The organism is Streptomyces sp. NRRL F-5123 (assembly GCF_000721495.1).
Taxonomy (GTDB): Bacteria; Actinomycetota; Actinomycetes; order Streptomycetales; family Streptomycetaceae; genus Actinacidiphila.
Map to the genome: position 1 here is coordinate 46731 of NZ_JOHY01000011.1, position 19530 is coordinate 66260.

At 70.8% G+C, this 19530-nt stretch carries 21 protein-coding genes; 7 read left to right on the forward strand and 14 right to left on the reverse strand.

From position 1 onward, the window contains the following. Window positions 1-331: 331 nt before the first annotated feature. Window positions 332-1387, forward strand: a complete 1056-nt coding sequence (locus IH54_RS0113035; protein ID WP_159011816.1) for a DUF7467 domain-containing protein — start codon at window positions 332-334, stop codon at window positions 1385-1387. Window positions 1388-1974: 587 nt separating this feature from the next. Further along, the gene (locus IH54_RS41555; protein WP_078862160.1) at window positions 1975-2553 is read left to right on the forward strand and encodes a peptidoglycan-binding domain-containing protein; all 579 of its coding nucleotides are present in this window, start codon (window positions 1975-1977) and stop codon (window positions 2551-2553) included. Window positions 2554-2691: 138 nt separating this feature from the next. Here the strand turns inward: IH54_RS41555 and IH54_RS0113045 are convergent, their stop codons facing one another. From IH54_RS0113045 to IH54_RS0113065, 5 genes are all read right to left on the reverse strand, one after another. Next, complete coding sequence (locus tag IH54_RS0113045; RefSeq protein ID WP_031516171.1) at window positions 2692-4374, reverse strand: APC family permease; 1683 nt, start codon at window positions 4372-4374, stop codon at window positions 2692-2694. A 208-nt stretch (window positions 4375-4582) separates the two neighbouring features. Then, complete coding sequence (locus IH54_RS0113050; RefSeq protein WP_031516173.1) at window positions 4583-5089, reverse strand: hypothetical protein; 507 nt, start codon at window positions 5087-5089, stop codon at window positions 4583-4585. Between the two features lie 26 nt (window positions 5090-5115). Next, a complete protein-coding gene (locus IH54_RS0113055) occupies window positions 5116-5313 on the reverse strand; it encodes a DUF397 domain-containing protein (RefSeq protein WP_031516176.1) in 198 nt (65 codons plus the stop codon). Between the two features lie 115 nt (window positions 5314-5428). Continuing rightward, the gene (locus IH54_RS0113060) at window positions 5429-5635 is read right to left on the reverse strand and encodes a DUF397 domain-containing protein (protein WP_031516177.1); all 207 of its coding nucleotides are present in this window, start codon (window positions 5633-5635) and stop codon (window positions 5429-5431) included. Next, window positions 5632-6459, reverse strand: a complete 828-nt coding sequence (locus IH54_RS0113065; protein ID WP_031516179.1) for a helix-turn-helix domain-containing protein — start codon at window positions 6457-6459, stop codon at window positions 5632-5634. Before IH54_RS0113065 ends, IH54_RS0113060 begins: the two co-directional genes overlap by 4 nt. A 213-nt stretch (window positions 6460-6672) precedes the next feature. On the opposite strand from IH54_RS0113065, the gene IH54_RS39655 reads away from it, so the two are divergent. After that, window positions 6673-7116 carry an ATP-binding protein gene (locus IH54_RS39655; RefSeq protein WP_052397381.1) on the forward strand — a complete coding sequence of 148 codons (444 nt, stop codon included), beginning with the start codon at window positions 6673-6675 and terminating at the stop codon, window positions 7114-7116. After that, window positions 7113-7469 carry a hypothetical protein gene (locus IH54_RS0113075; RefSeq protein ID WP_031516183.1) on the forward strand — a complete coding sequence of 119 codons (357 nt, stop codon included), beginning with the start codon at window positions 7113-7115 and terminating at the stop codon, window positions 7467-7469. Before IH54_RS39655 ends, IH54_RS0113075 begins: the two co-directional genes overlap by 4 nt. Here the strand turns inward: IH54_RS0113075 and IH54_RS0113080 are convergent. The 4 genes from IH54_RS0113080 to IH54_RS0113095 all read right to left on the reverse strand — a co-directional run bounded on the left by IH54_RS0113080 (window position 7447) and on the right by IH54_RS0113095 (window position 11060). Continuing rightward, window positions 7447-7950, reverse strand: a complete 504-nt coding sequence (locus IH54_RS0113080) for a VanZ family protein (RefSeq protein ID WP_043180730.1) — start codon at window positions 7948-7950, stop codon at window positions 7447-7449. The genes IH54_RS0113075 and IH54_RS0113080 overlap by 23 nt on opposite strands. Before the next feature lie 226 nt (window positions 7951-8176). Continuing rightward, on the reverse strand, window positions 8177-8788 hold the full coding sequence (locus IH54_RS0113085) for a hypothetical protein (RefSeq protein WP_043180771.1): 612 nt from the start codon (window positions 8786-8788) through the stop codon (window positions 8177-8179). Further along, window positions 8785-10350, reverse strand: coding sequence for an ATP-binding protein (locus IH54_RS0113090; RefSeq protein ID WP_420711741.1), 1566 nt, complete (start codon window positions 10348-10350; stop codon window positions 8785-8787). Before IH54_RS0113090 ends, IH54_RS0113085 begins: the two co-directional genes overlap by 4 nt. A gap of 32 nt (window positions 10351-10382) precedes the next feature. After that, on the reverse strand, window positions 10383-11060 hold the full coding sequence (locus tag IH54_RS0113095; RefSeq protein WP_199923381.1) for a response regulator transcription factor: 678 nt from the start codon (window positions 11058-11060) through the stop codon (window positions 10383-10385). Between the two features lie 252 nt (window positions 11061-11312). Here IH54_RS0113095 and IH54_RS0113100 point away from each other — a divergent pair, with 252 nt between their 5' ends. After that, on the forward strand, window positions 11313-12059 hold the full coding sequence (locus tag IH54_RS0113100; protein WP_031516193.1) for a SigE family RNA polymerase sigma factor: 747 nt from the start codon (window positions 11313-11315) through the stop codon (window positions 12057-12059). 136 nt (window positions 12060-12195) lie between these two features. On the opposite strand, the gene IH54_RS0113105 is transcribed toward IH54_RS0113100, so the two are convergent. Together IH54_RS0113105 and IH54_RS0113110 are read right to left on the reverse strand one after the other, a co-directional pair. Then, a complete protein-coding gene (locus IH54_RS0113105; RefSeq protein WP_031516195.1) occupies window positions 12196-12504 on the reverse strand; it encodes a hypothetical protein in 309 nt (102 codons plus the stop codon). Window positions 12505-12597: 93 nt separating this feature from the next. Further along, entirely contained in the window at window positions 12598-13764 is a 1167-nt protein-coding gene (locus IH54_RS0113110; RefSeq protein WP_031516197.1) for an adenosine deaminase, read from the reverse strand. Window positions 13765-13864: 100 nt separating this feature from the next. On the opposite strand from IH54_RS0113110, the gene IH54_RS0113115 reads away from it, so the two are divergent. Continuing rightward, window positions 13865-14692: a hypothetical protein gene (locus IH54_RS0113115; protein ID WP_031516199.1), complete on the forward strand. Its 828-nt coding sequence runs from the start codon at window positions 13865-13867 to the stop codon at window positions 14690-14692. Window positions 14693-14762: 70 nt separating this feature from the next. Here IH54_RS0113115 and IH54_RS0113120 read toward each other — a convergent pair whose 3' ends face one another. Then, a complete protein-coding gene (locus IH54_RS0113120) occupies window positions 14763-15083 on the reverse strand; it encodes a hypothetical protein (RefSeq protein ID WP_052397383.1) in 321 nt (106 codons plus the stop codon). Window positions 15084-15189: 106 nt separating this feature from the next. Here IH54_RS0113120 and IH54_RS0113125 point away from each other — a divergent pair, with 106 nt between their 5' ends. Beyond that, a complete protein-coding gene (locus IH54_RS0113125; protein ID WP_031516201.1) occupies window positions 15190-15897 on the forward strand; it encodes a hypothetical protein in 708 nt (235 codons plus the stop codon). A gap of 67 nt (window positions 15898-15964) precedes the next feature. Here the strand turns inward: IH54_RS0113125 and IH54_RS0113130 are convergent, their stop codons facing one another. Both IH54_RS0113130 and IH54_RS0113135 read right to left on the reverse strand, forming a co-directional pair. Next, window positions 15965-18049, reverse strand: coding sequence for a hypothetical protein (locus IH54_RS0113130; RefSeq protein ID WP_159011817.1), 2085 nt, complete (start codon window positions 18047-18049; stop codon window positions 15965-15967). Between the two features lie 128 nt (window positions 18050-18177). Next, window positions 18178-19455 carry a thymidine phosphorylase gene (locus IH54_RS0113135; RefSeq protein ID WP_031516203.1) on the reverse strand — a complete coding sequence of 426 codons (1278 nt, stop codon included), beginning with the start codon at window positions 19453-19455 and terminating at the stop codon, window positions 18178-18180. Between the last annotated feature and the right edge of the window lie 75 nt (window positions 19456-19530).

The window sequence follows — 19530 nt, forward strand, 5'->3', positions numbered from 1 at the left end:
CTGGCGGAGAATGCGGGCCTGCCGCCTGAACTGATCACCGGCTGACCAGCCCGCGTAGGCGTACGCCCGACTCGCTCTGGATACCGGAGAATGAGGCCGTGACCTTGCTCCGATGCTGGTAGGCGTCGTGCAGTCGGGATTCAACCGTCCGGCTGGATCCTGCGATCGGTCGATGAGTCCATCGGACCTCGAACATCCTGTCGTGCGCTATCCCGGAGTGTCACTCGCCGTCCAGGCCGATTCCCCGCATTGACTCCGTATGTACGTGCTCGTACGTTCTCGGAGGAGAGAATCAGGCCTCTGCGATAAGTTCGTGCCAAGAAGGGAACTCATGTTAAGGCTCAAGCGAGCAGCCGTCCTGGTGGCCGCGATGGCGACCGCCGCCCTGGTGCTGCTGGGCGCCGCCGGCCCGGCGAGCGCCGCGGGCAGCTCGGCCGCCGCCCGGAACGTCAGTCAGAGCACTGCCACGCACCAGTCGGCCAAGCCGCCTGCCGGAAACCAGATCGTCGTAGTGAACAGCTTCGAGGCGTGGGCCACCCAGAAAGCCTCCGTCGCCGTGACCACCAGCCAGAGCGTGACGGGCTCCGGCTTCTACGTCCGGATCTACGACTACACGATCGGCGCGTACATCGGCACCTGCAACACCGGCACGATCTGCACCGCGTACGAGACCTCACCCGTAGCCGCCGGCCACGGCGTGGACGCGTTCATCGCCGACAACTCGGCCAGCTTCCCGCCGGGCCACATCCAGTCCGAGTGGGACAACTCCGCCCTGGTCTGGAAGAGCACCTACCTTGACTTGGAAGCGTCCGCCACCACCGCGGCGCCCGGCGCGACGGTCACCCTGACCTCGACCGCCGGAACGGACATCAGCTCCTCGCCGTTCTCCAACGAGATCTTCGACACCACCACCGGCGCCCTGCTCGCCTCGTGCAAGACCGGCACGACGTGCTCGGCGACGGTCACCGAAGCACAGGCGACCACGCACGCGTTCACCGCCTACTTCGGTGACAACGGCACCACCGCCCCACCCGCCGCGCTACAGGCCACGTCGCAGACCACGTACGTCACGTGGACCAACTCCGGATGGACGGTGAGCCTGTCCGCCGCGGGCGGCGTGTGGGTCGGCTCAACGTTCACCGCGACGGCGACCGCGAGCGCTGACGTCGGCACGGCGCACTACTACATCGAGATCTTCAACGAGAACGGGACCCTGCTCGCCTCCTGCGCCAGCGGAACCACCTGCTCGGCGAGCGTCGCCAACGCAGGCTACTTCACCGACCTCGTAGCGTTCGTCACCCCGAATTCCACAACGCTGCCGCCGAGCGGCCTGGTGGCGGCGTCCAACGCCACCGAGACGCTCGGGTACGTTCCCTTCGCCATCTAGCTGTACTTAGTAGGGTCGGGGACTGGCGCGGTGGCTTCCGCTCCGTTTCCAGTCCCCGCCGCTGCAAACCGTGCAGGCAGTTCTCCCGCACCCGGCTTTCCGACATCGTTCACCGACCGGCATGCGCCGTCGCCCTGCGTACGTTTCCGGTGAGGCGATAAACCCGAGCCGGGTGATCCACTCATAGGTGTAGCGAGTGAGGTTTTCTCAACGAAATGATCTTCGCGAATCGTCGTGAACCGCGCGGAGAAGGCCCTGCACGGCGATCCGGCCTTCTGCTGGACGCAGTACAGCGGGCACGGCCCGGGAACGGAGCTGCTCGGGCGGCCCCGCAACGCCCTGGGGATCGGGTTCGCAAGTAGGGCTCCCTGCTGCGGAACGCGGGCTTCGCGGACGTCGACGTCCACGTGCTCGACGCGCCGACCCCCGGTCACATCGGCACGCCGATCGGGCGGGCCGCCGCCGCGTAGGCGGCGGATATCTGGTGCGTACAAAGATCTTCACAACGGCGTTGCCCGGCGTTTACGGTCCTACGTGGTGATCGCATTCGGTCGCCGCAAGCTTGACCCCTTACGGGAGGGACCTTCATGTCATCAACCCCACTTCGGCGCCGCACGCTCCGCCGCGTCGCCGTGCCGCTGGCGGCCGCGACCGTCGCCCTCGGCGTCGCCGCCGTGACGGCCACCCCGGCCGCCGCGAGCAACAGCTACAACGGCAACGCCTACATCTCCGGCGCGGACACCCCGGCCGACGACCTCAACGACGAGGGCGCCGTCAACATGAGCACCAACACGGTGTCCAGCGTGACCTGCTTCTGGCAGAACATCCTCTACATGGACGGCTACCTCGCCAAGAGCGGGATCGACGGCTCGTTCGGCCCGAACACGAAGGCCGCCACGGCTCAGTGGCAGAACGACAGGCAGCTGACCGGGGACGGCTCCGCGGGCAAGGCCACCTTCACGGAGGCCGGGATCGCATTCGGCTCCAACTGGCACTGGACCGAGAACACCTCCGGCGGAAGGTACTGGGTCGGGTACAGGCCCTCCGATGGCCCGGTTGAATCCGCCCTGGAGGTCACCCGCCCGTTCGACGGGGGCGCCTGGTCCTTCATCAACAAGAGGACCGGCAAGTGGGTGACGGCCGCGTACAACACCAACGGCTGCTGACGCCGTAGGTCCCCGCCGGGGCTGCCGCCCCTCCCTCCCGGCACGACGCCGGCAGCCCCGGCGGGGCCGTTCGGCCCGGTGGACCCGACGTCCGTGGAAAGCCCCACGAGCCGGCCCCCGCCCGCGGCCGGGTCGCGGTCAGTGCGCCGCGCCCAGCTCGGCCTCCTCGGTCCTGGACTCCTCCTCGGCCTCCCTGACGTGCTCCTGCACGCGGGACTCCGGGAGCCGGACCCGCAGGGCGAGCAGGTAGACGACGGCGGCGAGCACCAGGTTGACCACGAAGCCCCAGCCGAGGCCGATCCAGCCCCGGCCGCCGTCGTAGTCGCCCGCCCAGCTGGCCAGGGCGAGGCCGCCCAGCCACGGCAGCGACCAGGTCGCGCCCGCCCGCAGGTCGAGTCGCGGGGCCCGGCCCCTGCCGGTGATCTCGAAGACGGCCAGCAGCACGAACCCGAGGCCGATCGTGGCGAAGAGCTTCCAGTTGGTGTTCCACCCGGCCCAGTAGACGATCAGGTTCGACGAGTACAGGGCCACGAAGGGGATGACGTCGCCGCCGGGCACCCGGAAGACCCGCGGGTGGTCGGGCAGCTGGCGGCGCATCGCGGCCAGCACCAGTGGACCGGAGCCGAAGGACAGCACGGTCGCGGACGTGATGAAGCCGACGAGCTGCTGCCAGCTGGGGAAGGGCAGGAAGACGATCAGTCCGAGCACGAACGTCACGACGAGGCTGATCAGCGGCGCCCCGCGCGGGGTCGTACGCGCCAGCGCCTCGGGCGCGTTGCGGTTGCGGCCCATGGCGTACGAGATGCGCGCCGTGACCGTGGTGTAGATCAGACCGGTGTCGGCCGGCGAGATCACCGCGTCCACGTACAGCAGGTACGCCAGCCATCCCAGGCCGATGGCGCTGGAGATCGCGGCGAGCGGCCCGAAGTCGTCGGTGAACTGCAGGCCCAGCCAGCCGTGCGACGCGGCGAGGTCGTGCCCGGGGACGGCGCCGAGGAAGGCGGCCTCCAGGGCTATGTAGATCACCGCGGTGACGACCACCGAGCCGATGACCGCGAAGGGGACGTTGCGCTTGGGGTCGTCCGTCTCGCCGGCCAGCTCGATCGCCTGCCGGAAGCCGAGGAAGGAGAAGGTGATCCCCGCGGTGGAGATGGCGGTGAAGACGCCCTTGGCACCGCCCGGCGCGAAGCCGCCGTACTCCTTCGCGTCGAAGTTGTGCCCGTGGAAGGAGGTGACCAGGAACGCCACCACCACCAGCAGGATGATGCCGAGCTTCCACCACACCAGGACGTTGTTGACCCGCGCGAACCAGCGGATGCCGAAGTAGTTCAGCGCAACGAAGAAGGCCATGGCCACGACGGCGACCGCGTACCCGAGACCGGTCAGGGTGTGGGTGTCGGAACTCGGGTGCGAGACCGTGAAGTCCGCCCACTTCGTCGCGTACTGCAGGGCGCCCTCGACCTCGATGGGCGCGACGGTGGCGGCGGCGATCCAGGTGATCCAGCCCATCGTGTAGCTGGCGAAGGACCCGAAGGACAGGTGCGGGAAGCGCACGACGCCGCCCGAGACGGGGAACATCGTCCCCAGCTCGGCGAAGCACAGCCCGATGAGCAGGATCATCACGGCCGCGAGCGCCCACGAGAACACCGAGGCCGGCCCCGCCTCACGGGCCGCGTTCAGCGCGCCGAACAGCCACCCCGAGCCGATGATCGACCCGACGCAGGCGAACAGCAGGCTGACCCGTCCCAGGTCCCGCCGCAGCTTCGGCCTGTCCGGGGGCGTCCCCGTCGCGCCGTGCACTTGTGCGGATGTCTTGCTCATACCGACCGCCCTTGCCGTCCCGAACGGCGGGTCCGGGGCCGGTGACCTGCCCCTGCTCCCGCCGCATGCTCTACGAAGGCGGCCTGCCCGCAGTTCGGCCAGGCATGCCTGGCAGGCACTCTCACGCGGCATTTCCGTACGTAATGCTCGAAAGCACCATGTCCGGCGAGAACGGGCATCGCGGCCGCAACGGCGGCAGGTTCCAGGGTCAGGCTGTGGGCCCGGCGTCCTCGCCGTTCGCCGTGGCGCCCGGCGCGTGGAGGATGCCGGCGTCCGCCGCGTCGCCCATGGCCGTCTCGACGAACTCGGCGTGCTCGACGCAGCAGTAGCGCAGGAGGCGCCAGCGGGGGAGGTAGTCGGGGTGGTCGGCGAAGCGCAGGGCCAGCTCCACCAGGCGGTCCCAGTCCCGCTGGAGACAGTTGCGCACGTGCTGCACGAGCCCGGGCTCGTGGATGTCCCCCTCCAGGATCTCCAGTTCCCACGTGCTCGCGAGGTCGCACAGATCACGCCCCGCGGCGGCGACGACCTCGACGAGACAGTCGGCGGCCCACCGCGCCTCCGTGCCCTCGGGCTGACGCGCGGCGACCTCGCCGAACCGCGCCACGAGGAAGTCGTGCAGGGGGGCCATGTCCGCCACGCGGAGATCGTCGGAGAACTCCAGGATCGCCGCCGGAGCGAGTTTCTCCTCGTCGCCGGGGTGGTCGTAGTAGCGCATACGGATTCCCTCTCGGCGGTTCGCCGTCAGACGGTGGGCAGTTCGCCGTTGCGCACGGCGGTGACGAAGGACGTCCACGCGGCGGGCGTGAACTCCAGGGCGGGGCCGGACGCGTCCTTCGAGTCCCGGACGGGGACGGTGTTGGGGACGTTCACCGCGACCTCGACGCAGGAACCGCCGTTCTCACTGTACGAGGACGTGAACCAACGGGGAGCGGGACTCATCACGGAGGGTCCTTTCGTCGTCACGAAGCGCCGTTCCGTGGGTGATTGTTCCGCGTCGCCGGGCACGCCGAAAGACCCCGCGAGGTCGACGTGACCGCGGGGCCTTCGGGGTGACTCACACGCCGGGGATGTCGCCGCTCCGCACGGCCGCCACGAAGGACGTCCACGCGGTGGGCGTGAACGCGAGGGCGGGGCCGGACGTGTTTTTGGAGTCCCGGACGGGGACGGTGCCGGGCACGTTCACCGCGACCTCGACGCAGTTGCCCCCGTTGTCGCTGTACGAGGACTTGAACCAGCGCAGTGAGTCGTTCGTGGTCGTCACGAGAGGCCCTTTCGAATCTCATTGATCATGGCCACGCTGTCCGCCTGCGACAGCGCTTCGGCCTGTAGCTGATGGTAGGTCATCAGCAACGGCAGCACCGTCGCCGGTTCGCGGTCCAGATGGCCTTGAAACTGGGACTCGGAGTAGGAGATGACCGATCTGTCCGAGAGCGTGAGGAGGTTGACCGGCAGGCGGAAGCAGCGTCGCTCGCCGATGCTGAACGGAGCGACCTGGAGCATGGTGGTGGGCCTAGCAGCGAACTCGACCAGCCGGTCGAGCTGGGACGCCATGACCTCCGGGCCGCCGACGCATTGCCGGACGCAACTCTCGTCCATCACAACGAACATCATCGGCGGGTGGAGGTGCACCAGCGCCGCCTGCCGCTGAGCCAGGAACGCTACGCGTTCGTCGGCGTGCTCGGCGGTGATTGCCTCACGCCGCACGTTGCTCTCCGCCACCGCCCGCGCATACTCCGGTGTTTGCAGCAGGCCAGGCATGATCCCGATGTCGTAGAGCCGGATCTCCGTTGCCCGCCCCTCGTACCCCACGTACTCCGGGAAGCCGTCCAGCAGCGCACCGTTGCGCATTTCCCGCCACAGGCGTTCGAATTTGTCGCCCGTCCCCAATGCGCGATCCGAACTTGTCGAAAAGCGCAAGGTTGGCAGTTTGCGAGCAGTTTCCACGGCCGAGACGTGGGAGCCGGTGTATCCCATCTCCGCGGCCAGCTCATCTTGCGTCCAGCCTCGCTGCTCCCGTGACGTGCGCAGTTGTACGCCGAACTGGGTTCGAGGTGATCTTCCCGGGTCCAACTCCTTGCGATTCACAGGGGCCTCACCAACTTTCCGTGCGAAAACGACAAGTTGAACGCGTCCCTGACGCTGGGTCAGTCTGAACGCGTCGGTAGCGATTCTGCTACGGAGAGGCACCGACACGCCCGGAAATGCCTGATCTGCATGTGCCTCTGACAAAAGGCCTTGTGCGGCGGGCACGCGGGCGCGCGTCCCGCCAGACCGCACAGGGAGAGATGGGTTCCAGCCATGCACGAGACGACATCCCCGGCCTCGCCGGGAACGGCCCCGCCCGGGGCCGGGGACACGGTGGCCCACCGGTGGGCGCAGACGCCCACCTGCGTCGGGCAGGCGCGGCGGACGCTGCGGGAGACGCTGGGCCGCTGGGACCTCGCGGACCTCGCGGACGACTCCGCCCTCGTGCTCTCGGAGCTGCTGACCAACGCGATCGAGCACGCGGACAACCCCGACCGCACGGTCGGCACGTGCTTCCGGCGGCTGCCCGGCAAGGGCGGTGTGCGCATCGAGGTCCTGGACGCCGACAGCGGGCGGCTCCCCCGGGTGCCCGACCCGGCCGGCGGCGAGGACGTACGCGGACGCGGACTGCGCCTCGTCGAGCTGTGCACCGCTCAGCGGTGGGGGATCGTGCTCGGGGCCACGGGCAAGTCCGTGTGGGGCGAGGTGGCGCGGTGAGCGGCACGGACACGGCGGGGCTGTGCGAGGCCGTCACCCTGCTTCCGCCCGGCCTGCGCAGTGCGCTGCTGGAGGCGCACCCGGACGTCGACCGGCAGCGGGTCGCCGACGAGCTGGTGTGCGCGCTCGAAGCGCACCCGCGCGGCGAGCACTTCGCCGTCCTCTACGACGACTTCGCCGCCCCGGCGCTCGGCGCCCTCTGGACGCGCTGGGCCGAGGGCGAGCCGCCCGCCACCTACTGGCTGCGCCCCGACTGCACGCGCAGCTCCCCCCACCGCGAGGCCTGCGGCCACTTCGCCGCCCACACCGGGCTCCACACGTGGGAAGCGGCTACGGCGCCCCGACGCCCGTAGGCGTCAGCGAGGCCGGGGCACCCGGCGGGGGTGGTGGGGGTGCCGTCCGGCGACGGCGGCGGAGGTGGCGGCGGGCGGCGGGGACGACGAGCAGATGGGCCAGGGCCACGCCCGCCGTGTTGAGGATCAGCGCGTCGACGTCGAAGAGCTGGCCCGGGACCATGGTCTGGGTGAACTCCACCGACAGCGAGACCATGAGCCCCGCGAAGACCGTGCGGACGAAGGACGCGACGCCCGAGCTCTCCAGGCGGCCGCCGGCCATCGGGAGCAGGAACCCGAGCGGGGCGAGCAGGCCGAGCCCGGCCAGCAGGTGGCGGGCGGCGTCGACGGGCGGGAGCCGCAGGTCGTCGCGGATGGTGTCGAACGGGCGCAGGTTCGGCGAGGGCACCCACGTCACGTAGTGCGGTCGCAGCAGCAGCCACCCGGTGAACGAGAGGTAGGCCGCCGTCAGCAGGAGGCCGGCGGCGCGCACCCGGTACATGGAGCCTTCGTGCTGCACACCGCCCAAGACGCGCGCCGCGGGCGGACGGTTCCCGTCCGGTGGGTGTGACGGCCCGCACGCCGCCGGTACGGAGGCGCTGCGCCCCTGGTCGCCCGCCGGACGCGCCCGGCGTACGCGCGTACGGCCCGAATGCGCGGTAGGCGCCGGGTCCCGGCCGTACGAACCCGCGGCGCGCACGGACCGGGGCCTCCCCCGGCGGGTCAGGTCAGGTCACGTCCGTGCCCTCGCGGCCCGGGGCGTCGGGGCGGGTCAGCAGGTCGTCCGTGCACCCGTACTCGCGGGGGCGCTGGTCCTTCTCCGGGCCGCCGAGCACGAGCGTCCCGCCCCGGGAGGCCAGCGGGCTCCCGGCCACCGTGCAGACGATCTGGGCCAGCGCGAAGGAGGGCAGGTCCCCGACGGGCTGGCTCAGGCGCAGCGCGTCGGCGGGGTCGCCGGGCTCGGGGCCGAGGATCTGGAGGGTGGGCGGGACGGCGGTGGAGAAGCCTGCCTTCGTCTCCTCGCCCAGCAGGGGGCGCTGGAGCTGCCGGACGAGCTCGTTGACCTGCTCGACGCGGCCCGTGGCCTGCGGGTGTACGACGAGCGTGCGCCGTACGGCGGTGGTCTGGCCTCCGCACACCAGGTAGATCTGCACGACCGCCGCGTCCACGGCGTCCGGCGAGTTCTCCGGCGCGGGCGCCTGGCAGGACACCCGGGAGGGAGCGGGCCCGGCGTCGACCGGCACGGTGGTGGAGCGGATGCCGCACGCGCCGAGCAGCGGCAGCAGGGTGGCGGCGAGCAGCACGCCGACGAGCGGGCGCCGGGGGGAGGTGGGCCTCACTGCTGCGCACCCCCCGCCGTGCCCTCGCCGGACGAGCCGGCGTCGCCGTTCTCGCCGTTCCCGCCGTTCACCGCGTCGTACGGCTGCGCGGCCTGGCCGCCGCCGTTCGCGCCGTTCGCGCGCGGACGGCGCGGCAGGCGCAGGGTGAAGACGGCGCCGCCCTCGGGGCGGTTCGCGGCGGTGATGTCGCCGCCGTGGATGTGGGCGTTCTCCATCGCGATGGACAGGCCCAGGCCGCTGCCCTCGGAGCGGCGGCGGGAGGCGTCGGCCTTGTAGAAGCGGTCGAAGACGTGCGGCAGGACGTCCTCGGGGATGCCGGGCCCGTTGTCGGAGACGGCCACGACGATGTCGCCGCCGACGTCCTCGGACGCACCCGCGTCCTCGCCGATCGTGACCCTCACCGGCGAGCCGCCGTGCTTGAGCGCGTTGCCGATCAGGTTGGCCATGATCACGTCCAGCCGCCGCGGGTCGAGGGTCGCGAGGACGCCGCGCGGCGCGTCCAGCTCGACGGAGTCCAGCCACGCGCGGGCGTCCATGCAGGCCATGACCTGCTCGCCGACGTCCACCTCGTCGACCCGCAGCTTCGCCGTTCCGGCGTCGAACCGGGTGACCTCCATCAGCGTCTCCACCAGTTCGTTCAGCCGCCGGGTCTCGCTGACGACCAGCCGGACGGCCGGGGCGATCATCGGGTCCAGCGCGTCCGCCTCGTCCTCCAGCACATCGCTGACGGCCGTGATCGCGGTCAGCGGGGTGCGCAGCTCGTGCGACATGTCCGCGACGAAGCGGCGGCTCGCCGACTCGCGCGCGCTCAGCTCCTCGACGCGCTTCTCCAGCGCCTCGGCCGCACTGTTGAAGGTCTGCGACATCTCGGCCAGCTCGTCGGTGCCGGTGACCTTCAGCCGGGTGTCGAGCCTGCCCTCGCCGAGCGCCCGCGCCGCCTCGCCGAGCCGCCGCACCGGCCGCAGCACCGCCGCGCCCGCGGCCTGCGCGAGCAGCGCGGAGCCGATGAGGGCGAGCAGCGTGGCGATGCCGAGGGACCAGGCCAGCGAGTTGAGGTCCTTGCGCTCGGCGTCGAGCGACTTGAGCATGTAGCCGGTCGGGCCGCCGCCGTTGATCCGCGCGCCCGCGACGAGGTAGGGGTGGCCCTGGAGCGATATGCGCTCCCAGTGCAGGTGGTACTTCCCGTCGTCCTTCACATGCCGGATGTTGACGGCGGTGCTCAGCGTCGGCGGCACGTCGTCGAGGGTGAAGACGTCCCGGTCGGACGGCGCCGCGCAGTCCTGGCCGTCCTGGGTCCTGCTGATCAGCACGACCTCGTAGGTGTCCGCGCCGCCGATCCGGGAGGCGGCGTCCTTGAGCGACAGGCACGTGGGCGCGACGGGCAGCGAGGCGGCATTGCGCTGCAGCGAGTCGCGGAAGTCGTTGAGCGCGCTGTTCTGCGCGCGGGTGAGGACGGCGTCGCGGTTGAGCCAGTACGCGATGCCGGACACCGACACCGCCGCGGTCAGTGCGACCGCGGCGAAGACGGCGACCAGCCGCAGCCGCAGACTCGTCCAGCGCACTATGCCACTCCCCCAGCGTGCGGGGCGCGAGGTCACTGCGGCGTGTCCAGGCGGTAGCCGACCCCGCGGACGGTACGGATCAGGACCGGCGACGAGGGCACGTCCTCGATCTTGGCCCGCAGCCGCTGCACGCACGCGTCCACCAGGCGCGAGTCGCCCAGGTAGTCGTGCTCCCACACCAGCCGCAGCAGCTGCTGGCGGGACAGCGCCTGCCCGGGCCGGCGGCTCAGCTCCAGCAGCAGCCGCAGCTCGGTCGGGGTGAGCTGGAGGTCGCGGCCGTCCTTGGTGACGGTCATCGCGCTGCGGTCGATCACGATCGAGCCGAAGGCCGCGGAGTCGGTGCTGTCGCGCTCGCCGCGGCGCAGCACCGCGCGGATCCGGGCGTCCAGCACGCGCGGCTGCACGGGCTTGATGACGTAGTCGTCCGCGCCCGACTCCAGGCCCACCACGACGTCGATGTCGTCGCTGCGGGCGGTCAGCAGGATGATCGGCAGCTGGTCGGTGCGGCGGATGCGGCGGCAGACCTCGAAGCCGTCGATTCCGGGCAGCATGACGTCGAGCACGATCAGGTCGGGACGCTGCTCCTTGAGGAGCTTCAGGCCGTCCTCGCCCGTCGCAGCGGCCACCACGCGGTGACCCTGGCGGGACAGGCCGAGTTCGAGACCGGTGCGGATGGCGTCGTCATCCTCGATCAGCAACAGGAAAGGCACCGTGACATTGTTGCCTACCGCAGGCGGCGGCATGAAGTTCGGGGACAACTCGTCCCCAGCTCCTTCACCCGGGCCCGCGCCCGCGCCGCGTGCGGCGTCACGGGGCGGCGGACCTCTGTGACGGGCCTGTGACACTCGACGGACGTCCCCATGAAACTGGCCCGGCAGGCTTTAGCCACATCGGGAGAGCGCAGGGCACACAGGCTGCGACGCCGAGAGCAAGGCTGCAGGTTCCACTGAGGGGGGCGCGACATGAACGCACTGCTGGTTACCGCGACCGCCGCGGTCCACTCGCCGCGAGCGACGACGCACCGCGCTGCCAGGTCCACCGAACTGTCCGGCGCCGCGAACGGACGGGGGTACGCCCGCGGCGCCGGACGCGTCCCCGCTTCCGCGTCGACGACGGTGGTCCGGCAGCGTCCCGCCTACATCACACCGCTGGAGCCGGCCGGGGCGGCCGCGGAGCCGTCCAAGGACTCGGCCGCGGAGTTCACCGCGTACGTCCAGGAACGGCGCGCGTCGCTCTACGCGACGGCCTACCACCTCACCGGCGACCGCTACGCGGCGGAGGACCTGCTGCAGAGCGCGCTGTTCTCCACCTACCGGGCGTGGGACCGGATCAGCGACAAGGCCGCGGTCGGCGGCTACCTGCGCCGCACCATGACCAACCTGCACATCAGCGCGTGGCGGCGGCGCAAGCTCAACGAGTACCCGACCGAGGAGCTGCCGGAGACGGTCGGCGACACGGACGAGATGGGCGGCACCGAGCTGCGCGCCGTCCTGTGGCAGGCGCTCGCCCGGCTGCCCGAGCAGCAGCGCACGATGCTGGTGCTCCGCTACTACGAGGGCCGCACCGACCCGGAGATCGCCGACATCCTCGGCATCAGCGTCGGCACGGTCAAGAGCAGCATCTGGCGGTCCCTGCGCCGCCTGCGCGACGACGAGGCGCTGGCGTTCGGCCGGAACGAGTCGGACGTGTTCGGCGAGCTGGTGGCCTGACCGGCTCGCCGGTCTTCCGGACCGGGGGAAACGGGGGAACGGGCCCCCGGGCGGCAAGGGGGATGCCGCCCGGGGGCCCGTTTTGCTGCCCCCTTGCAGGGCGGGCGTGCTCAGGGGCATGGCCCTGCGGAGGGGGTCAGCCGCTGATCGGCAGGCCGCCGATCAGGCCGCCGACGGGGGCGATCTGGTTGCCGTCGAGGTGGTTGCCGGACGGGAGCAGGTTCTGTGAGCCGGCCGGCAGGGCGGACGTGCCGTTCAGGGCGGACGCACCGTTGGCCAGCGCGTTCTGGGCGGCGTCGGCGCCGGGGACGAGGTTCGTCGTGGAGCCGACCGGCAGGTTGCCGAGGACGACGGGGGCGGTGGCGCTCGCCGTGCCGGCCGCGGCGGCGGCGAAGGCGAGTCCGAGCGCACCGGTCGCGAGGGTCTTCTTGGTTCGAGTCTGCATGACGTCGGAACGTATCGACGGGGTCACACCGCGTGCAAACGGTGCGGCGCCGCGCCGCCCGCCTGCCGGAACACCCGGGCAGCGCCGGTGAGATCACTCCTCGCGGGACGCGGAACCGCTGGCCAGCGGCCTGTCGAGACCGCCGGGCTCGAAGAGCCACTCCGCCTTCAGCTCGGCGTAACCGGGCTTGATCACCTCGTTGATCATGGCGAGACGTTCATCGAAAGGGATGAACGCCGACTTCATCGCGTTGACGGTGAACCACTGCATGTCGTCGAGCGTGTAGCCGAACGCCTCGACCAGGTGCTCGAACTCCCGGCTCATGCTCGTCCCGGACATCAGCCGGTTGTCCGTGTTGACGGTGACGCGGAAGTACAGCCGCCGCAGCAGCCCGATGGGGTGCTCCGCGTACGACGTGGCCGCGCCCGTCTGGAGGTTGGACGTCGGGCACATCTCCAGCGGCACGCGCTTGTCGCGTACGTACGCGGCCAGCCGGCCCAGCGAGACCTGCCCGTCGGGGCCGGCCTCGATGTCGTCGATGATGCGGACGCCGTGGCCGAGCCGGTCGGCGCCGCACCACTGGAGGGCCTGCCAGATCGACGGGAGCCCGAAGGCCTCGCCCGCGTGGATGGTGAAGTGGTTGTTCTCGCGCTTGAGGTAGTCGAAGGCGTCCAGGTGCCGGGTGGGCGGGTAACCGGCCTCCGCGCCCGCGATGTCGAAGCCGGCGACGCCCGAGTCGCGGTAGCGGTTGGCGAGTTCGGCGATCTCCTGGGAGCGGGCGGCGTGCCGCATCGCGGTCAGCAGCGCGCCGACGCGGATCCGGTTGCCCGCCTCGCGGGCCCGCTTCTCCCCCTGCCGGAAGCCGGCGTTGACCGCCTCGACGACCTCGTCGAGCGTCAGACCGCCTTCCAGGTGCTGCTCGGGGGCGTAGCGCACCTCGGCGTAGACGACGCCGTCGGCGGCGAGATCCTCGGCGCATTCGGCGGCGACGCGGACCAGTGCGTCACGTGTCTGCATCACCGCGCACGTGTGGGCGAAGGTCTCCAGGTACCGTTCGAGGGAGCCGGAGTCGGCGGCCTGCCGGAACCACGTCCCGAGCTTGTCGGGGTCGGTCTCGGGAAGGCCGTCGTAGCCGGTCGCACGGGCGATGTCGACGATGGTGCCGGGCCGCAGGCCGCCGTCCAGGTGGTCGTGGAGCAGCACCTTCGGAGCACGGCGGATCTGGTCCCGGGACGGAGCGCCGGGTTTCGGCTTCTGCATGGGGAAACGATAGTCCCTACGCGCGTAGAATTGGCGGGCGGGGCAAATATTTTCCGCCCGGCCATACTGCGCACACCCCGGTGTCTGCCATCGTTGCGCCATGGCTTCACAAGCATTACCGGCGCGTGGCGCACGCCTGGGGAACCCCGTCGCGCCCGGGCTCGTGCCGGCGCCCCGGTGGGGGCACCACGCAGGCCGCGGGCCCCGGGGCGGCGAGGGGACGGACGGCGGCGCGACCGGCGCCACCGTGCGCGCCGTCGTACTCGCGCTGCCCGGCGGTGACGCCCTGAGCACCCGGCGCCGCTCCCCGCTGGCCGCCGCGGTGATCCGGCCGCTGGCCCGGCACCTGGTGCGGGCGGGGGCCGCAGAGGGTGTCGCGGCGCATGTCGTCCATTACCGCTTCCGCGGCTGGAACGGCGGCCACGCGCACCCCGCGGAGGACGCCGAGTGGGCCGTGGGCGAGGCCGTACGGCGCTACGGCGACGTGCCGGTGTGCCTGGTCGGCATGGGCATGGGCGCGCGCGCCGCGCTGCACGCCGCCGCGCACCCGGCGGTGGGCTCGGTCGTGGCCCTGTCCCCGTGGCTGCCGGACGACCCGGAGCCGGAGCCGGTCAAGCAGCTGGCCGGGCGCCGGGTGCTGCTCGTGCACGGCACGCAGGACGAGTCGACGTACCCCGAGCTGTCCCTGCGCTTCGCGGAGCGCGCCAAGAAGATCAACCGCGAGGTGTGCCGCTTCGAGGTGCACTCCGACGGGCACAGCCTGCACCAGCACCGCTCCGAGGTCTTCGCGCTGGCCACGGACTTCGTCCTCGGCTCGCTCCTGGACCGCCCGTACGCCCGCCCGGTGGCCGACGCGCTCGCCGCTCCCCCGCCGCTGGGCCTGCGGATGCCGCTGGCGTCGGGTTTCGGCCGCGCTCTCCGCGCGTAGCGCGGCCGTCCGGGCGCCGGGGTTCGGGTGCCGGGGGTTCGGGCCTTGCGGCCTTCGGGCTCCCGGGCGGTCAGTAGCGGTAGCGGTCCATGTTGTAGAGCTTCGCCTCGTTCGGAGTGACCTTTTCCGGGAGGCTGTTGATCTCGGCATCGATGATCGGCACGAGCTTGCCCAGCAGTGTCTGGATCCGGCTGCGGCGCCCGGAGATGTCCGACGCCCAGGTGTCGGCGGCCTTGCCGACCCACACCTTCTTGCCGCCCATGTCGGAATTCGTCTGCTTCAGCGTGTCGTTGAGCGTGCCCATCTCGCCCATGAGCCGGGACTTGAGGCTCTTCAGGTCGGAGATCGCCGGGTTGGGTACCGTCGCCTGTTGCTGAGCTGGTCCGCCCATGTCACTACCCCCGTAGCGGTGTTGCTCGCCGTTTGCCGAAGCTGTTCTGTACGTACGCTGACGCGTCACGCTTATCATAGCGCCAGCCGTTTCCCAGGAGGATGCCGTGACCGACAACGCCACAGGGGACAGGGCGGGCACTGGGGGCGCGGGCACGCAACGCGGTTCCGACGACCCCATCGCCTTCACCCCCATCACCGTCCCCGACCGCGAGCGCGGCCGGCGCCGCAACCGGATCATCGGCATCGCGACGGCCGTCGTCGTCATCGCGGGCGGCATCACGACCTGGGTCGTGGTCGCCGGCGGCGGTGACGACAAGCCGGTCAAGCACACGGCGGTGATCCCGACCGCGTTCGGGGAGTACACGCAGGCGAAGCCGGACGACTCGTTGTGGGAGCGCATCGGCGGCGACAACCTCGACCCGTTGAAGAAGGGCGGGGCGAGGATCACGTACACCGCCCCGGACGGGACGGGCGCGATGGTCACGGTCGAGGTGGACCCGCCGGACTACGTCTCGGACGACGGCACGCACCACGGGCCCGGGTCGGACAGCTTCACCAAACAGCTGCTGGGCGTCGATGATTTGAGCGGGGTGCGCGAATACCCCGCGGGCAAGGCGGACGGCAAAATCCCGTGCGTCGACATCTCCGCGCGCAACGTGACCACTACCAAGTGCGCCTGGCAGGACGAGGCAGCCAGCGTCACCTACTATCCGGTCCGTAATGGCAAGGGCATCGTGGACCACACCGGAGCCACCGCCGAGAGCCTCCGGGCCTTCCTCGACGCCCTGAAGATCGAACCGCTGAAGTCCTGAGCCGAACAGACCGCCGAGCGCCGCCCGTTGACCTTCCGGGCGGCGCTCGTCCGTGTACCGGGACCGGCTACTCCTGGAGGTGCTGGAACTGCTCCTGCTGGGTGAAGCCGCGCGAATCCACCAGGTTGACGATCGCGGGGTCCATGAGCCAGTTGCTGTACGCGGTCCGCTGCCGCGGCGTCATGTCGTCGACATTGATGGCCTGCCCGTTCTTGTCCAGGAAGTTGTCCTCCGGCACCTTGATGTAGCCCTTCGGGTCACCGGTGTACGTGACCGGCTTGCCGCCGCGCGGGTGGATGGTCACCGGCTCGGTCACCTTGGAGCTGAAGCCACCGTGGTGGAGCTGCGCATTCGCCAACTGCTGGTAGTTGTACTGCCAACTGGTGTCCAGCTGGGCGTCGTTGATCTTCTTGTACTTGTCGGCGAGGCCGCCGGGGGCTTCCTCGGGCTTGACGGAGACCCCGCTGGCGATGAAGTTCACCAGAAGATCCGTGGCCGCCCCGCCCAGCTCGCCGGCCTTCGCCGTGCCCAGCTCGGTGATGGCCGTGGTCCCGCCGGTCGCCACCCCGACCGCCAGGTTTGTCGCATCCCCGATGATCTTCGTACGCGCCGCGTTAACGTCATTGGCCCACTGGGTGGCTTCGTCCGCCATGGATTGCTTGGCGTACTCGAAGGCCCCGCTGTAGGCCTTCATCATCAGACCGCTCTCCATCATGCGGTAGTCCTGCGCGTGGTCGTCGGTGTCCCGCTCGGCGCTGCCCACCTCGTCGGTGATCTGCGACCGGAAGGAGTCGAACAGGGCGCTCATCTGCCCCGCGGTCGTGGGGTCGCGGCACGACTCGTTGAGCATCGCCTGCCACAGCGGCGCGCCGACCTCCAGGCCGGGCCGGTTGGGGTCCTGGCCGGCGAGGAAGGCCTTCTGGTCCCATTGCGACATCTTCTCGGTGAAGCCGCCCGCCGTGGCGTCGGCGCCCCACAGCTTGTTGCCGGTCGGCGACGTGATCCCGTAGACCATGTCGCTCCAGTTGGCGGTGATCAGTTTCCCGTAGTAGACGTCGATCGGCTTGTACGTGTGGATGCTCTTCGAGTCGCCGTTCATGTGGCGGTAGTTGTCCATCAGGATGCGCCCGGTGAGCTTCTCGGCGAGCGGGCGGTTGGTGGACTTCAGGTCGATCGTGCCGGACTTGAGCATGTCCGCGAAGGCCTGGGCGCGGGAGGGCGGCTGGTCGAGGTTCCACGGGCCGTGCGGGTACATGACGACCTGGAGGCTGTCGTAGTTGTGGTCCATGAACTCGCCGGACGCCTCGGGGTTGGCGGCGATGGCGTTGAAAAGCTGCGTGTAGTGGTCGCTGTCGTAGACGCCCTTGCCACCCCCGCCGGCCATGAACTGGGAGCCGCTGTGCTGCGGGTCCCCTTCCTTCCAGACCCGGTCACCGAGGGCGACGAGGAAGTCCTTGTCCTGCGTGCCGCCGGGCAGCAGGCTGGTGATGTAGTCCGCGCGGAAGGTGTCGTGTTTGTCGCGCAGGCTGTTGTCGAACCACTTGTTCCAACTGGCCTGCTTCTGCGCCGCGGTCTGCCCCTCGAACGCCACCTTGGTGTAGGTGCCGAAGGTCTTGGCGAGGATGTCGCGGTCGGCCGCGGCCTGCTCCGGATGGTCGCCATAGCGGTCGTAGGGGCTCCCCGCCTGCTCGTTCGTGAGCTGCACCAGCCGCTTCGGGCCGAGCTGGTCGTAGAACGCCTTGAGGAAGTCCGGATCGTCCGAGTGCGCCTTGAGCGCGGCGAACAGGTCCTCGCCCGGTTGGTCGCCGTGGTCGAGGGACTTGTCGAACTGGTCGGCGAGCGCCTTGCCGTCCTTCTGCGACTGGGCGGTGGTGCCGACCATGCTCTCGTCGATCTCGACCATGCCCTTCTGGCCCGGGTACGGCTTGTCCGCCGCGATCGCCAGGTGGTAGCGCCGCGTCAGCATCGGCATCTGGTCGTCCAGCCAGCCGCAGATCCCGACCAGTTCGGTCAGCGACGAGGTGTCCAGCCCGTGTCCCTCGAACGCCGACTTGTAGGACGAGGCCCGGTCCCGCAGGTGGTCCTTGTCCTTCTTGAAGGAGTCGGTCATTCCCTGCAGGGCTGGTGCGTCTATGCCCGAGAACTCACCCACGTCTACGTTCCTCCCCGTTGTGGATGCTGTGCGCGTGCCGTTCACGGCGCCGTACTGGCAGAGAGGATGTCACACGGCGGCGTTCCGGTTCCGCTTCGTTGCAGAACAGGCGCCCTTGACACGGGAATTCAGGCGATACGGTCCAGGACGATCGGGCCCGGCGTGAAGTCCGTGCCCTCGGGGGCGACCGTCACCGCGCCCTCCAGGGCCTCCAGGGCGTACGCGAAGCGCTCGGGGGTGTCGGTGTGCAGGGTCAGCAGCGGCTCGCCCGCGCGGACCGGGGCCCCGGGCTTGGCGTGGATCTCGACGCCCGCGCCCGCCTGGACGGCGTCCTCCTTGCGGGCGCGGCCCGCGCCGAGGCGCCAGGCGGCGACGCCCACCGCGTAGGCGTCCAGGGCGGTCAGCACGCCCGTGGCGGGGGCGGGGACGACGTGCCGCTCGGCGGCGATGGGGAGCGGGGCGTCGGGGTCGCCGCCCTGGGCGCGGATCATGCGGCGCCACACGTCCATCGCGGAGCCGTCCGCGAGGGCCTTCGCGGGGTCGGCGTCGGGGAGCCCGGCGGCGTCGAGCATGTCGCGGGCCAGCGCGAGGGTGAGGTCGACGACGTCGGCGGGGCCGCCGCCCGCGAGCACCTCCACCGACTCGCGCACCTCCAGGGCGTTGCCCGCGGTCAGGCCGAGCGGCACGGACATGTCGGTGAGCAGCGCGACCGTGCGCACCCCGTGGTCGGTGCCCAGGCCCACCATGGTGGCGGCCAGCTCGCGGGCGTCCTCCAGGGTCTTCATGAAGGCGCCGGAGCCGACCTTGACGTCCAGCACGAGGGAGCCGGTACCCTCGGCGATCTTCTTGGACATGATGGAGGAGGCGATCAGCGGGATCGACTCGACCGTGCCCGTCACGTCCCGCAGCGCGTAGAGCTTGCGGTCGGCGGGCGCGAGACCGTCACCCGCGGCGCAGATGACCGCGCCCGTGCCGCGCAGCACGTCCAGCATCTCGGTGTTGCTGAGCGCCGCGCGCCAGCCGGGGATCGACTCCAGCTTGTCGAGGGTGCCGCCGGTGTGGCCGAGGCCGCGCCCGGACAGCTGCGGCACGGCGGCGCCGCACGCGGCGACCAGCGGGGCGAGCGGCAGGGTGATCTTGTCGCCGACACCGCCGGTGGAGTGCTTGTCGGCGGTCGGGCGGTCGAGGGCGGAGAAGTCCATGCGCTCGCCGGAGGCGATCATCGCGGCCGTCCAGCGGGCGATCTCGGCGCGGTCCATGCCGTTGAGCAGGATCGCCATGGCGAGCGCGGACATCTGCTCGTCGGCGACCGCGCCGCGGGTGTACGCGTCCACGACCCAGTCGATCTGCTCGTCGCTGAGCCGGGCGCGGTCCCGCTTCGCGCGGATGACGGAAATGACGTCCATGGGGCTGCTCCTCGCCGCGGGCGGCGGCTGGTGGTGGGTCATACGTGTCGGGTGGACATGGCCGGCCCCGGCGGC

What these genes read in the sequence shown, in the direction of transcription:
- IH54_RS0113035 (WP_159011816.1), top strand. Translation starts at nt 332, where the DNA reads ATGTTAAGGCTCAAGCGAGCAGCCGTCCTGGTGGCCGCGATGGCGACC.
- IH54_RS41555 (WP_078862160.1), top strand. Translation starts at nt 1,975, where the DNA reads ATGTCATCAACCCCACTTCGGCGCCGCACGCTCCGCCGCGTCGCCGTG.
- IH54_RS0113045 (WP_031516171.1), bottom strand. Translation starts at nt 4,374, where the DNA reads ATGAGCAAGACATCCGCACAAGTGCACGGCGCGACGGGGACGCCCCCG.
- IH54_RS0113050 (WP_031516173.1), bottom strand. Translation starts at nt 5,089, where the DNA reads ATGCGCTACTACGACCACCCCGGCGACGAGGAGAAACTCGCTCCGGCG.
- IH54_RS0113055 (WP_031516176.1), bottom strand. Translation starts at nt 5,313, where the DNA reads ATGAGTCCCGCTCCCCGTTGGTTCACGTCCTCGTACAGTGAGAACGGC.
- IH54_RS39655 (WP_052397381.1), top strand. Translation starts at nt 6,673, where the DNA reads ATGCACGAGACGACATCCCCGGCCTCGCCGGGAACGGCCCCGCCCGGG.
- IH54_RS0113080 (WP_043180730.1), bottom strand. Translation starts at nt 7,950, where the DNA reads ATGTACCGGGTGCGCGCCGCCGGCCTCCTGCTGACGGCGGCCTACCTC.
- IH54_RS0113100 (WP_031516193.1), top strand. Translation starts at nt 11,313, where the DNA reads ATGAACGCACTGCTGGTTACCGCGACCGCCGCGGTCCACTCGCCGCGA.
- IH54_RS0113105 (WP_031516195.1), bottom strand. Translation starts at nt 12,504, where the DNA reads ATGCAGACTCGAACCAAGAAGACCCTCGCGACCGGTGCGCTCGGACTC.
- IH54_RS0113110 (WP_031516197.1), bottom strand. Translation starts at nt 13,764, where the DNA reads ATGCAGAAGCCGAAACCCGGCGCTCCGTCCCGGGACCAGATCCGCCGT.
- IH54_RS0113115 (WP_031516199.1), top strand. Translation starts at nt 13,865, where the DNA reads ATGGCTTCACAAGCATTACCGGCGCGTGGCGCACGCCTGGGGAACCCC.
- IH54_RS0113120 (WP_052397383.1), bottom strand. Translation starts at nt 15,083, where the DNA reads ATGGGCGGACCAGCTCAGCAACAGGCGACGGTACCCAACCCGGCGATC.
- IH54_RS0113135 (WP_031516203.1), bottom strand. Translation starts at nt 19,455, where the DNA reads ATGGACGTCATTTCCGTCATCCGCGCGAAGCGGGACCGCGCCCGGCTC.